The sequence below is a fragment of the Vibrio sabulosilitoris genome, assembly GCF_055391395.1.
In genome coordinates, this window is the sequence record NZ_AP029600.1 from 1,040,748 (window position 1) to 1,053,261 (window position 12,514).

Genomic DNA, 12,514 nt, shown 5'->3' on the forward strand with positions numbered 1-12,514 from the left:
TAGTTCTAGGTGGGACCGAGGCTGACAAGGCAAGCGCTTGAAATAGCTGCTCAGTTGTGATGGAAATTGGCCAATGCTGTGTAACAAAATGTGACACAGATAAATGTATGAATAAAAGTGTGAACAACACAATCTTTGTTTGTAATTTTGAAATTGCACATCACACCATTGTGTGAAACGGGTCAAAAATGGAATAAGCGCTGGGATTTTACTCCCTTAGTCTTTTTATTGCTGACTTTTGTAGTTAGAGTGGAGGCAAGTTTATGTTGTCAGTGAGCGTGGTAAGGACATGAGTCGTCTTATTCATCAGTGGAAGTCTATCCGTTTAGAGCAAGAAGAGGTCGTCCTGCCCAATGGCAAGCAGATCACTCACACCAATATTCAACACCCTGGCGCTGCCGTGGTATTACCCATCAATGCTGAAGGTGAAATAATTGTGGTTAATCAGTATCGCCCTTCGCTGAAAAAGTGGTTAGTAGAACTGCCTGCCGGAACCATTGAAGAAGGTGAAAGCCCGTTAGCCTGCGCACAGCGAGAGCTGCTTGAAGAAACCGGCTGTGTTGCTGAGCAGTTTTTGCCATTAGGTCAAGTCACGCCCATGGCGGGTTTTTGTGATGAGATCCAGCATCTATTCGTTGCTAAGGGAGCGAGCATACACGGCGAGTGCGCACTGGACGATGACGAGATAATCCAGGTCGAAACCCTACCTCTGCAGCACCTTCAAGAGCTTATCAAAACGAATCAACTCACCGACGCTAAAACGATCGCTTGCCTAAGTAAAGCACAACTGTGTGGCTATCTTTAGATGCAAACATTTCATCTATCCCGCGGGATAAATGAACTTAATCTCAACCCGGCGATTACACTGCTTACCGGCAGAAGAGGTGTTACTGCACTTGGGCATTGTCTCACCAAAGGCGCGCGTATAGATAGACTGTCTTGTCACACGCTGGCTAACCAGTGCTTGCTCGACAGACTCGGCGCGTTTTTGCGCAAGTTGATCATTATAACGGCTTAGACCAACGTTATCGGTGTGGCCATCGATGACAACCTCAATCTCTGGCGTTGTTGCGAGGTGGCGTGCCAGCCTATCTAACCATTGACGTGATTGAGGGTTGATTTGAGCAGAATCGGTCGCAAACTGGATCACGGGTTCAAGTTGGATCACGGCAAATTCGCCTGGGATCAAGCGATATTCAATGCCATTTTGACGTAGAAACTGCTCTAAACTGCTCGATTGATTGTGTTCAACGGTCGTTGACGTAACCTGACGCTGCACGGTGATCACCGTGTACGGTGGATCGCCCCACTCCGGATGCTTGACCTCATAATCGTTTCTCGGTGCGGTATCGAGCAGATTGCTACCATACCCTCCTTGAGAGTCGAAACTACCACAACCGCTTAAGATCAATGCACTTACTATTATGGTTTTTTTCATCGCCCACCAGCACCACGTCTACAAAACTAAATTACTACTCTGATCATATCGGCCAAAGCTGATTATACTTGAGTAATATTTTGCAGTTTTAATCTCATACTCGGATTAACCGCAAACGTGTATGATAGGAAATGATACAAAATCAGATGGATAGCGCATGAATATGTCAATAAAAACCCCAAAGTTTTACCTGGTATCCCTACTTGCTATTGTCCTCACTCTGGTTGGCTGCAGTGAAGAGCCAACAGTGCCAACTGAGGGCGATCAATACCAACGTCTGAGCGTGGTGCTTGATGATATGGCTCCTGTGACCAAAGTATTCTCATTGACCTGTGGTCACTGCCGCGCGATGCAGGGTTATCTTCCTCAGTTAGAGCAAGCGACTGGTCAGAGCATTGATAAAGTCCATGTCACCTTTAATGAGAGCGCCCAGATAGCCGCATTGATTTACTATACTGCCGTGATGCAAAGTGATACGCCACTGTCCGCCGAGACGATGGAGCAGCTGTATGCAGCAATCCAAATGGCCGATGTCACGGCTGAGGAGCAAAAGCAAGCCGTCGAGCTGGTGTTTAGTCAACAGGGTTGGACAAGCCCCTATGACATCGAGGAGCAGCTAAATAGTGAACGACTCGAACTCTTCCAACATGCTGATAACGTCAGCATTAAGGCACGCATCAACGCGGTGCCAACGTTTATCGTCAATGGACAGTATCAAATCAACACTTCTGCCCATGAAGACGTGCAAGATATCGCGAATACTATCAATTACTTACTAAATCTGGAGTAACCTTTAATGTCAAAGACCATACTAGCCGTCGTTATCCTTGCTCTGAGTCTATTTTGGCTCTATCGCAATATGCAAAGTTCTAAGCAAGCCGACCTGAACCAAGCAAAAGGGATTGAGTTTCTGAACAAGAATAAGCAGCAGGAAGGAGTAATCACCACCGAGTCTGGTTTGCAATATGAGATCCTTCATCAAAGTGGTTCGGGTATTAAACCAACGGCGGATCAGCGTGTTAAAGTCCACTATCACGGTACACTGATCGATGGCAGCGTATTCGATAGCTCCGTTGAGCGTGGCACACCGATTGATTTTGGTGTGATGCAGGTGATCAAAGGCTGGCAGGAAGGATTGCAGCTGATGGAACAAGGCGATAAATTCCGCTTGTATATCCCAAGTGAGTTGGGCTATGGCAACCGAGGTGCGGGCACCATTCCACCCGCTTCGGTATTAATCTTTGACGTTGAACTACTCGAGATTTTATAAGTCCACTGGGTGGAAGACTAATTGATTACCTACCACCATAAAGCAGTCCATACCCGCGGCATGGGCTGCCTGCTTGCCTAGGTCGGTATCTTCAAATACGACACATTGACTTGGCTCACAGCCTATCTTTTGCGCCGCAAGTAGGAAGGTATCGGGCTCAGGCTTGTGATTATCAACATCGTTGGCGGTCACAATTGCCTCGAAATAAGGCATCAAGCCAGCACCCTCGATGAGTTCATTGGCACTGACACTCTGACTACCCGTGCCAACCGCCAGCGGCCTTTCACCGTGCATTGCCTTAACGATGTCTACTGTTACTTCAATCGGTGCCCCCTTGTCACGGATTGCCGCAAAACTCTGCATTTTAAACCGAGACACCGCTTGAGGATCAAGATTTAAGCCTTGCTCCTGATTCACCTTAAGGGTAATTTTGGGGCTGGGCATCCCGCCTAGCGCATGAAACCACCGCTGATCAAAGCCAAAGCCAAATTCTTGTGCGGTTTGATGCCAAGCCTCAAGGTGGGCTGGCATGGTATCGAGCAAGGTGCCATCCATGTCAAAGATGAGTCCTTGGTATTTCATTAGTTGCTGTGAAAGATTATTCATTTTGATTTGACCTAAACTGTCTTTATTTTCGCGCGCTTACCTTACGTGGCAAGTATGACCAAATAGTGACGTTAAGTCACTAAACCAAGTCTTTTTGGACACGTTTTCCCACTTTTATCCTTTTAAGGCAAGCAATCATGGATGATAAAAACTATTTGCTGTTTCAAGAGATCGTCAAATCGCTAAATAGCTAATAATCTTGGTGATTAGCCAAATTCAGATTTTAAATTCTATGCACTCTGTAGTACATTGAGCAAACAGAGCGTGTTGATAGCAGATGGCTGTCTCAATTGAATGTTGATTTCGTCTTATTGTCATGTTTCGCACCGACTACCGAGCGCGCTGCCTATCAAATATAGCCGTCATATCAATACCAGTGTTTGCTAATTAGGCTAATATACGCCTAATTTCGTCTTTCGCTCGCAACTTGTATGGATTGGAAAAATGGAAATAATCATTGTGATTGGGCTAATCGCTATCTCTTTAGCCATTATCACACCTATTGTGGCTTTTAGGGCCAATGATAAAGCGAATCGACTTGAGCAGCATGTCCGCTCGTTAGAAGAAGAAGTTGAGAAACTAAAGCGAGCACACCTCCCCTCCCAAGAGGAAAATCCACAGCCGGCGTCGATCTCACAAGCGCAACCGCAAACTGCACCGGTTGTGAAAGACTCTCTCGTCATTGAATCGCCGTGGGAGCCTAAATCTACACAAGTAACAAACGCGCCAAAGCCTGTTTTCAAACCGATTCCGCCATCAGAGCCAACTGAGCTACATCCGTGGCTTGTAAAGTGCTTTGACCATATGCACGATAAGTGGTTAGTTTGGGTTGGTGGTTTAGCCATGGTGATCGGTGCTGGTTACCTTGTTCAGGTCGTTGGCAGCAACTTCACTTTCCCACCCATTGCGAGAGTATTAGCTGCAGCCGCGATATCTCTGGTTCTTATCACTATTGGAGAGTGGGCACATAGAAAAATCAGTGCTATTTCCACCACGTTTTTCAATGATAAAGCCGATGCTTATATACCGGCAGCGCTTTATGCTTCGGGCATGAGTGGCTTATACGCCACTGTTATTTTCTCGACGGTGATTTATCAGTTTTTCACCCCAAGCATTGCATTGATATCAATGGCCACACTCGCGGTGCTCTGCCTCGCGTTAACCGCTAGGTTAGGGCCATTAATGGCTGCGCTTGGTCTGTTTGGTGGCTATTCTGCACCGTTTTGGATTGGCGGTAGTGAACCCAATTATCTATTACTAACTAGCTACATATTAACCATTTCACTTGCAGGAATTTTGACCAAGCACTACAGCCAAATCAAATGGCTGGCAACTGCTGTGTCTATCGCTCACGGGCTATGGCTACTGTTAATTGCGACTAATATTTCATCAGAGCAGATCATCACCTGGTTCTTACTCTTTGTTCCAATCAGTACCTATTTGTTGGTTTTCACTCCGGTAATGGGTTGGCAGCTAAAGTTAGGCTACAAGCGAATAGCACCAAAGCGATTGTTTCACCCACTGATCCCCGCAGTATTGCTCACCGCCATTAGCGCGCAAGTCATGGAGCGCTCTCTTTCGTTAGGCACTGGTTACCTGTTAGTGTTCTCTTATCCAGCACTACTGCTCATCATACCTGCATTGCGAGGTAAACTTGTTCCGAGAGCCTTCTATGGTATTAGCGTACTGGCCATTGTTCTGGCGATCGTATCAGCCTTTATTGTGGCCAATGAGACGTTAACGGGCAAGGTGTGGTTCGTCTTTGCTGCGCTCGTCGTCATAGCTGGTATAAGAGCACAAGCCCAATACTTGCTGGGTGACAAACACAAAATCGCCTACTGGATGGCTTCACTGACTTTGCCATGCTTGGTTATCACCGCCCTTGTCTATATCAATCATAACTTCGCTGCGTTCCTAAACAGTTGGGCGGCCTTTTGCATTACGTCAATCACACTATCTCTCATGGTCGCTAACCGATACAAACAGCTTGTCATGGAGAACTCTATTGCGGTACACGCTTTAATTCTGGCGATTTGTTACTGTTATTTCGCCCCTGAATTTCTTCCATTAACGATCGCAACACAGGTGCTAATTGCTAGTGTACAGAGCCAGAAAAAGCTTTGTTCACCGGGGATACCGGTTATTAAAATCATGATGACTTTACTTATCATTAAGCTGTCACTAGTGCCTTTCCTACCCCAGTTACAAATTACTTGGCTACCGGAGTGGGCATGGCTTCTCACTAGCTTTGTCCCGACAATCACGATTTTGGTTGTTGCCCGGCAGGTCATCGGCACATATAACCTAGAGTTTAGAGAATGGTTTGATGCGACAACAATGCACCTAGCAGTGCTACTAACCTTTACTCAAACTAGCTATTGGCTTTTAGACAGTTACAACTTCTTTGCTGAGGTGAGCTTCTACAGCATTTCGCTTTTCACTTGCCAAGCGTTAGCACTGTTCGTCGTTTACCAAGCAAAATCCAAAGTCGCTTCAAGCTTGAAGCTATTCTATCAGTACTATTCATTGGGCTTACTTGCCCTAGCTGCTTTGCTGTTTACAGCATTAAATACCGTCTATCAACCACTGACCAACACCTACGTTACTGGTGCAGATTGGCCAATCTTCAATTGGTTAGCGATTGGTTGGGTGTTACCCGCTGCGATTCTCGCTATAACAGCATACAAAGGATACTTCTCACCGCCGATTAATGCAGTACAACTATATAGCGTTGCAGCAGGTGCCATGGGGCTGTGGGTTCTCTATTCGATCCGCCAGTTCTGGCAAGAAGGTAGCATGATGCTCTCTCAACCAACCACAATGGCTGAGATGTTTAGCTACTCGTTCGCGATTATCCTCATTGGTGTTGGAACGACTTATGTAGGGGGGATCAAAGAGCAACTTCAGTTACAAAAGGTCGGCTTGGCAACATTAGGTATTGCCGTCTGTAAGGTATTTTTACTCGATACCGCAGTACTAGACGGTATTTGGAGAGCCATCAGTTTCTTGGGCTTGGGAGGCTCGCTAATTGTAATTGGATGGCTCTTCCAGCGTTTGCAATATCGTTCTACGTTGAAGACAGACGGTAATTCAGCCGCAGATTAACCGTAGCAATCAGCCTATATTAAGGTGGTTACCAAAGTTACCCGGTCACCGCCTTTTTGCCTCGATTGATCCAAGCGGGAAATGTGGCTGTTTTTGTCAAATTGAATATGTTAGCCTTGCCGTATTGAAACCCTAAACTGTTTGTTTGTAATGAATTTTGCTGCCCTTACTGTCTTTATCCCGACTTTCTTTTTTGTCTCTGTGACCCCTGGCATGTGTATGACACTAGCCCTTACACTGGGTATGAGTATCGGTTATCGCCGCACTCTGTGGATGATGCTGGGCGAGTTGGCTGGGGTTGCGATTGTGGCAATTTCAGCGGTGTTTGGCATTGCGGCAATCATGCTTAACTATCCTTGGCTATTCGTTGGTTTTAAGTTCATTGGCGGGTCCTATCTGATTTACCTTGGGGTGCAGATGTGGCGTTCAAAAGGCAAGTTAGCTCTGTCGGCCGATACCGCTCCTGTTAAATCTGGCAATGACTGGGATCTGGTTATACAAGGCTTTATTACCGCAATAGCTAACCCCAAAGGTTGGGCGTTTATGATCTCCCTTCTACCGCCGTTTATCGATCAATCCAGCCAATTAACACCGCAGTTAATGGTGCTCGTATCGATTATCCTTATATGTGAGTTCATTTGTATGACGCTATACGCCACGGGTGGTAAGGGCCTTAAACGTATGCTGGGCAAGAGTGAAAAGGTCCAATTGCTTAATCGTATTGCGGGCAGCCTGATGGTGGGTGTGGGTATTTGGCTTTATCTCACCTAGTCAAGGTGATTATTACTCAAGATGATAGCGAAAAGACGGTGTTGACAGGCTGAAGGCAGCATGCGTCTCTAAAGATCAAGTGGTCTATTGCCAGGCGGTAGACCACTTATTTTAATTTACTGCTAATAAAACAATAATTTACGCGTCTGGGTACCCATTAGGGTTATTTGACTGCCAGCGCCAAGTATCTTCGGTCATCTCGGCCAGTGTACGGGTCGCTTTCCACTCCAACTCATTGATTGCTTTGCTAGGGTCAGCCCAACACTCGGCGATATCGCCTGGGCGGCGCTCAACCAGTCTATAAGGGATCGTCTTCTGGCTTGCCTGTTCAAAGGCTTTGACCATTTCCAATACGCTCGAGCCATTACCTGTGCCTAGGTTATAGACATGCAGGCCTGCTTTTTTGCCCACCTTGCGCAGCGCAGCAATATGGCCATCAGACAAGTCCATCACGTGAATGTAGTCACGCACGCCCGTGCCATCTTTGGTTGGGTAGTCACTACCAAACACCGACAGGAATTCACGGCGCCCTACAGCAACTTGAGACACAAACGGCATCAGGTTATTTGGGATCCCTTGTGGATCTTCACCTAGATGACCGGTTGGGTGTGAACCGACTGGATTGAAGTAGCGCAGCAAGGTAATGCTCCAATCTGGGTTAGCAGCTTGGAAGTCGGTTAAGCACTCTTCAACCATCAGTTTGCTGCGACCATATGGGTTAGTCGCGCTGGTTGGGAAGTCCTCTGTAATTGGCACCGATGCAGGGTCGCCATACACGGTCGCTGATGAGCTAAACACAATGCTCTTCACACCAGATTCACGCATTGCATCGACCAAAACCAGAGTGCCATTGACATTGTTGTCGTAATACTCAAGAGGTTTGGCGACCGACTCACCCACGGCTTTAAGACCCGCAAAATGAATCACAGCTTCAATGCTGTGCGTTTGCATCACATCAACCAACAGGCCTTTATTACGAATATCACCTTGAACAAAGACAGGTTTTACACCCGAAACTTGCTCAATACGCTCAAGCACGCTGGATTTACTGTTGTAAAGGTTATCGAGAATTACAGGCGTCATACCTGCTTCAATCATCTGGATGCAAGTGTGGCTGCCGATATAGCCCATACCACCTGTCACTAAAACGTTCATTTATCCTAGCCTCAACTGGGGTTTTATTGTCAGACCGTGAGTGTAAAGCATTGACCGAGCTAAGTCTTTAGTCAAACACACCTGCAGCAATAATTTCATCCTTGTTCGCCCCTCCTTTCACTCGAAAGGTGCGCAGACTGACATCATCAAAATTGAAAGTTGCTAATTTAACATATTGATTGTACTAATTAAGGTTATAAGATGTACTAGGACGTACAAGGACACTAAATGACAGTGAGCAGCATTTCTCTCAATTGTGACATGGGGGAAAGTTATGGGCTTTGGCGGATGGGTAACGATCAACACGTTATGCCCCATATCGATTTAACCAACATCGCCTGCGGCTTTCATGCCTCAGACCCACACATCATGGCTCAAACGCTTGGGCTTGCCAGCAAGCACCAGGTAAAAGTTGGGGCTCACCCCGGCTACCCTGACCTGCAAGGTTTTGGTCGCCGCTCAATGACGATGGAGCATACTGAGCTATCTCATATCTTGATCTATCAAATTGGCGCCCTGTCAGCTCTTGCACATAGCCAAGGGTTGTCGCTTAACCATGTCAAACCTCATGGCGCGCTGTATAACGACATGCAGCGCGATCTTGGGTTGTTTGAGGCGGTATGCCAAGCGGTCGCCCACTTTCACCTGCCACTGATGACGCTGGCTACACCGAATCGGGACCCTTTTCTCGACTGTGCCGACCGCTATGATGTGCCGCTACTGTTTGAGGCATTTATTGACCGGGCGTATCTCGCCAGCGGCACCTTGGCACCGCGAGCCCAACCCGGTGCCGTGCTGAGCGACCCTGACGCGATCCTAGACCAAGCCAATCAGATTATTCGCTATCAAAAAGTCAAAACACTCGATGGTGAAATTCTGCCGATTGATGCTGATACCCTGTGTATCCATGGTGACAACCCAAGCTCAATCCTTATCGCGCAACGTTTGCGACAAATCATTGATCAGCAAGGAAGCCAGGGATGAATCAAATCAAACCAGTCGCAATTGAGTGGCAGCAGGTATCTGAAACCACGTTATTGGTCGAGTTCCAAGCGCCGCTCAGTATTGAGCTGTCGCATTTAATTGGCCACGTGGCCAAGATGCTGCTTAAAAAACACAGCAAGGTGTTAATGAACGTGACACCTTCTCACCAAACTCTGTCACTCGATTATCTGCCTTATCGAGTCGATGCTAGAGTCCTTATTGCCGATCTGCAGCGCTTAGTGGCCAACGCCCAGCTTGGTCATCTCAATACCAAGCTACTGACACTGCCTGTCTACTATCACCCAAGTGTTGGCTACGATATTGAAGCCTATGAACAAAAGGGCCTGTCACTCAATCAGGTCATCGAGCTACACACCCAGCAAAGCTATTATGTCTCAGCACTCGGCTTTGCTCCTGGGTTTGCCTTTTTGGCCGGTCTGAATCCCGAGCTTTCTATGCCAAGACTAAGCGCACCCCGCACACAAGTGGCCGCGGGAAGTGTTGGCATTGCGGATGAGTTTACCGCTGTTTACCCCAGTACTAGCCCCGGAGGTTGGCGAATTATCGGTAATTGCCCACAACCGCTTTACCTTCCCAAGCAAGATCCGATCACGCCGTTTTCCGTTGGTGCCACGGTGCGCTTTAAGAGCATCAGCCAGCGTGAATTTCTGGATTTAGGTGGCCAGCTAACCAACCTTGGAGCAAGCGCATGACACTGATTGTAGAGAAGTCACACCCTGGCGTGATCGTGACAGACTTTGGTCGTTACGGGTATGCTCATCTCGGTATTACTACAGGCGGGCCTGCTGATCAGTACGCGTTTAGCTGGGCAAACTACCTGCTGCAAAACCATATCGACTGCACCGTAATTGAAATTACCCTAGGTCAAGCGCGTTTTCGCATCACTAAGCCTTGTTGGATGGCCATCGCGGGGGCTGATCTGCAGGCGAAATTGGATGGCGTCGCGCTGAGAAACTGGTCGAGCTTCTTAGTCTGTGAGGGACAGCAGTTAGAATTTAAACTGCCTAAAAATGGTCTGCGTGCCTATCTTGCGGTAAAAAATGGCTTTAAAGTCCCGAAAACCTTGGGCAGCACCTCAACGGTCAGCCGAGACAAACTTGGAGGGGTAGACCATCAGGGGCATGCACTCAAAGCTGGCGACAAATTACCCTTTGCTAACCACTCACTTGAAGGTAGCCGGCAGTATGTCTCATTTCGTTTTATCCCTGACTATAACCGCCCTATCTACTTGCGTGTGATTGAAGGTTATCAGAATAAGGCGTTCTCAAGACAATCACTTGAGACCTTTTATCAAAGTGAATACCAGGTACAGAAAGACAGTAATCGCATGGGCTACCGCCTGTCCGGTAAGCACCTTACTCCACCGAGTGATGGAATTAAAAGTGAGGGGCTGGCACTCGGCGCAGTTCAGATCACCCCAGAGGGTATGCCGATTGTAATGCTGAGCGATCATCAGACCATTGGCGGCTATCCCAAAATAGGCACCGTGTCCCTGGTTGACCTGCCCCGCCTGGGACAGGCCAAACCTGGTCAAAGCGTTCATTTTCACCCTGGGGATGTCAATGAACTGCAAGATGCCTGGTGCCGCTGGGCTATGTTTTTTGGGTACTAGTTTTTTGGGTACTAGTTCTTGGGCTACTAGTGCTTAAGTCATTAGTATTTAGCTTACAAGTCGTTAAGCATGGCCAAAATAGCGCGCAAGGGAGGCCGGGTAGCCACGCTGCTCGGCGGTATCTATCGCGGCACTCTCTACTTGAGCAAGACTAAGTGACAGCGTCACAGGGTGCAGTTGCTCGATGGTTTTGTGTTGATACTCATCAAAGTCAGCTACCAGTTGCCACTCCTTAACTAAGGTCATCGCTCCTTCTAAGGCTGAAGAGCCTTTGACTATCTCGAGTCGTGCATAGCGCTCACCAGAGAAGCTCACATCCGCAGCGCGCAGCGTATCGTCATTGCCCGGGATTTGCTGGACACCAAACAAAGGCGTGCCTGCACACTCTGCCTGACCAAAATCAGGCAGCAGACGAGCGACAAAGTCAATCGCACGTTCGGTGCGCTGCGCGACTACCTCTTCTTGCCAGCCAACTTGCTGTTTCTTCTCCAGCGCAGCCGGAAGCTGAGGCTGTGATGTGGCTGCACTTGACTGCGCCAAGCCTCCCTCAAATAAGGTGATGTCCTTGGTCATACCATGGAGCTGGAAGTGATTGTCCGCGTAAGGGGTCAGCTGGGCCATACCATTTGGTGTGCCGCGCTCACCATGAAAAATCACCTCAGGCCACTGATAGCGGTTCTCTGTCCATTGAGTCACATAGGCCGCTTTAAACTCCACCAAGCGCTGACGCGGCTGTTCAACCATATCGTCAATCACGCCGGTTTTAAAACCAGCTGCATTGATTAAGTAGTCGACATCTAAGACCTCTAGCTGCCCCGCTTGGCGATAGCTAATTTGCCAGCCCTGGTCTGTCGCACTGATACCCTCAACCGCACTGTTGAGCTTGACCTCACAGTTGGAGAGTTTGTCTAGGGCAAGCGATGCGCTAGCGCCAAGGCGAAATACGCTCCAGCCGTGCTCTTGGACAGCGATAACTGGGTATTTGATTTTGTCGAGGTCAACTTGGTTAGCAAATGGAATCAACCAGTCTTGGATCGCTTCAACACGTTCCGGCTGTACTTTGCCCTTGAGAGATAGGAGTTGAGACTTAGAAAAGGTTTGAAAATACTGATCAACACCACCGAGAACCTCATTGGCGGGGTCTTGCTCAACGAGCTGTTGATAAACATCGCGGATTTGCTCCAAGCGCGGGAGCAGATCTTGCGGCTCGCCGCGATCATCGGTCGGGATCGCAACCACAGTTGGACGATGATTGATGGTATGTGGAAACATCCTAAGCGTGTTAATCGATTGGATTAACAACTCGATGCATTGCTCTGTTGATATTTCTCTGTATAAATTGCCGCCTGCGTGCAGATGACAGATAGGTGGTCCACTGACCAAGCTTGCGCCCTTTTCGATCAAGGTCACATTTACACCAAGCTCTGCAAGATGGACTGCCGTTGTTGCTCCTGCAACACCGCCACCGATAATGGCTATTGATTTGCCACTCATTATATGCCCTATTTAGTTTCTTCTTCTGCACCGTGTGGGTGCAGGTAAACCACTGAAG

At 47.9% G+C, this 12,514-nt stretch carries 12 protein-coding genes; 8 read left to right on the forward strand and 4 right to left on the reverse strand.

The genetic code is table 11. The features are described from left to right. Positions 1 to 289: 289 nt before the first annotated feature. A complete protein-coding gene (locus ACZ5R2_RS20175) occupies positions 290 to 805 on the forward strand; it encodes an NUDIX hydrolase (protein ID WP_464902833.1) in 516 nt (171 codons plus the stop codon). A gap of 15 nt (positions 806 to 820) precedes the next feature. Here the strand turns inward: ACZ5R2_RS20175 and ACZ5R2_RS20180 are convergent, their stop codons facing one another. Further along, a complete protein-coding gene (locus ACZ5R2_RS20180) occupies positions 821 to 1,438 on the reverse strand; it encodes an OmpA family protein (RefSeq protein ID WP_438457464.1) in 618 nt (205 codons plus the stop codon). Positions 1,439 to 1,595: 157 nt separating this feature from the next. Between ACZ5R2_RS20180 and ACZ5R2_RS20185 the strand changes: the two genes are divergently transcribed. After that, positions 1,596 to 2,228 carry a thioredoxin domain-containing protein gene (locus tag ACZ5R2_RS20185; RefSeq protein WP_464902832.1) on the forward strand — a complete coding sequence of 211 codons (633 nt, stop codon included), beginning with the start codon at positions 1,596 to 1,598 and terminating at the stop codon, positions 2,226 to 2,228. Positions 2,229 to 2,234: 6 nt separating this feature from the next. Next, complete coding sequence (locus ACZ5R2_RS20190) at positions 2,235 to 2,708, forward strand: FKBP-type peptidyl-prolyl cis-trans isomerase (protein WP_464902831.1); 474 nt, start codon at positions 2,235 to 2,237, stop codon at positions 2,706 to 2,708. Here the strand turns inward: ACZ5R2_RS20190 and ACZ5R2_RS20195 are convergent. Then, on the reverse strand, positions 2,703 to 3,314 hold the full coding sequence (locus ACZ5R2_RS20195; RefSeq protein ID WP_464902830.1) for a beta-phosphoglucomutase family hydrolase: 612 nt from the start codon (positions 3,312 to 3,314) through the stop codon (positions 2,703 to 2,705). The two genes, ACZ5R2_RS20190 and ACZ5R2_RS20195, sit on opposite strands and share 6 nt — an antisense overlap. Before the next feature lie 444 nt (positions 3,315 to 3,758). On the opposite strand from ACZ5R2_RS20195, the gene ACZ5R2_RS20200 reads away from it, so the two are divergent. Both ACZ5R2_RS20200 and ACZ5R2_RS20205 read left to right on the forward strand, forming a co-directional pair. Continuing rightward, positions 3,759 to 6,419 carry a DUF2339 domain-containing protein gene (locus ACZ5R2_RS20200; RefSeq protein ID WP_464902829.1) on the forward strand — a complete coding sequence of 887 codons (2,661 nt, stop codon included), beginning with the start codon at positions 3,759 to 3,761 and terminating at the stop codon, positions 6,417 to 6,419. Positions 6,420 to 6,569: 150 nt separating this feature from the next. Beyond that, positions 6,570 to 7,190 carry a LysE family translocator gene (locus ACZ5R2_RS20205; RefSeq protein ID WP_464902828.1) on the forward strand — a complete coding sequence of 207 codons (621 nt, stop codon included), beginning with the start codon at positions 6,570 to 6,572 and terminating at the stop codon, positions 7,188 to 7,190. 138 nt (positions 7,191 to 7,328) lie between these two features. Here the strand turns inward: ACZ5R2_RS20205 and galE are convergent, their stop codons facing one another. After that, positions 7,329 to 8,345, reverse strand: a complete 1,017-nt coding sequence (galE, locus tag ACZ5R2_RS20210) for a UDP-glucose 4-epimerase GalE (RefSeq protein WP_464902827.1) — start codon at positions 8,343 to 8,345, stop codon at positions 7,329 to 7,331. Between the two features lie 228 nt (positions 8,346 to 8,573). Between galE and ACZ5R2_RS20215 the strand changes: the two genes are divergently transcribed. From ACZ5R2_RS20215 to ACZ5R2_RS20225, 3 genes are read left to right on the forward strand one after another with little or no spacing between them, the layout of a single operon-like run. Next, entirely contained in the window at positions 8,574 to 9,329 is a 756-nt protein-coding gene (locus ACZ5R2_RS20215; protein WP_464902826.1) for a 5-oxoprolinase subunit PxpA, read from the forward strand. Then, positions 9,326 to 10,042 (forward strand): 5-oxoprolinase subunit B family protein, encoded by a 717-nt coding sequence (locus tag ACZ5R2_RS20220; protein ID WP_464902825.1) that lies wholly within the window; start codon positions 9,326 to 9,328, stop codon positions 10,040 to 10,042. The genes ACZ5R2_RS20215 and ACZ5R2_RS20220 overlap by 4 nt, the downstream gene beginning before the upstream one ends. Then, complete coding sequence (locus ACZ5R2_RS20225) at positions 10,039 to 10,962, forward strand: 5-oxoprolinase subunit C family protein (RefSeq protein WP_464902824.1); 924 nt, start codon at positions 10,039 to 10,041, stop codon at positions 10,960 to 10,962. Before ACZ5R2_RS20220 ends, ACZ5R2_RS20225 begins: the two co-directional genes overlap by 4 nt. Positions 10,963 to 11,025: 63 nt before the next feature. On the opposite strand, the gene ACZ5R2_RS20230 is transcribed toward ACZ5R2_RS20225, so the two are convergent. After that, entirely contained in the window at positions 11,026 to 12,456 is a 1,431-nt protein-coding gene (locus tag ACZ5R2_RS20230; RefSeq protein ID WP_464902823.1) for an FAD-dependent oxidoreductase, read from the reverse strand. Positions 12,457 to 12,514 lie beyond the last annotated feature (58 nt).

What these genes read in the sequence shown, in the direction of transcription:
- galE (WP_464902827.1), bottom strand. Translation starts at nt 8,345, where the DNA reads ATGAACGTTTTAGTGACAGGTGGTATGGGCTATATCGGCAGCCACACT.
- ACZ5R2_RS20220 (WP_464902825.1), top strand. Translation starts at nt 9,326, where the DNA reads ATGAATCAAATCAAACCAGTCGCAATTGAGTGGCAGCAGGTATCTGAA.
- ACZ5R2_RS20215 (WP_464902826.1), top strand. Translation starts at nt 8,574, where the DNA reads ATGACAGTGAGCAGCATTTCTCTCAATTGTGACATGGGGGAAAGTTAT.
- ACZ5R2_RS20190 (WP_464902831.1), top strand. Translation starts at nt 2,235, where the DNA reads ATGTCAAAGACCATACTAGCCGTCGTTATCCTTGCTCTGAGTCTATTT.
- ACZ5R2_RS20225 (WP_464902824.1), top strand. Translation starts at nt 10,039, where the DNA reads ATGACACTGATTGTAGAGAAGTCACACCCTGGCGTGATCGTGACAGAC.
- ACZ5R2_RS20230 (WP_464902823.1), bottom strand. Translation starts at nt 12,456, where the DNA reads ATGAGTGGCAAATCAATAGCCATTATCGGTGGCGGTGTTGCAGGAGCA.
- ACZ5R2_RS20205 (WP_464902828.1), top strand. Translation starts at nt 6,570, where the DNA reads ATGAATTTTGCTGCCCTTACTGTCTTTATCCCGACTTTCTTTTTTGTC.
- ACZ5R2_RS20180 (WP_438457464.1), bottom strand. Translation starts at nt 1,438, where the DNA reads ATGAAAAAAACCATAATAGTAAGTGCATTGATCTTAAGCGGTTGTGGT.
- ACZ5R2_RS20200 (WP_464902829.1), top strand. Translation starts at nt 3,759, where the DNA reads ATGGAAATAATCATTGTGATTGGGCTAATCGCTATCTCTTTAGCCATT.
- ACZ5R2_RS20185 (WP_464902832.1), top strand. Translation starts at nt 1,596, where the DNA reads ATGAATATGTCAATAAAAACCCCAAAGTTTTACCTGGTATCCCTACTT.
- ACZ5R2_RS20175 (WP_464902833.1), top strand. Translation starts at nt 290, where the DNA reads ATGAGTCGTCTTATTCATCAGTGGAAGTCTATCCGTTTAGAGCAAGAA.
- ACZ5R2_RS20195 (WP_464902830.1), bottom strand. Translation starts at nt 3,314, where the DNA reads ATGAATAATCTTTCACAGCAACTAATGAAATACCAAGGACTCATCTTT.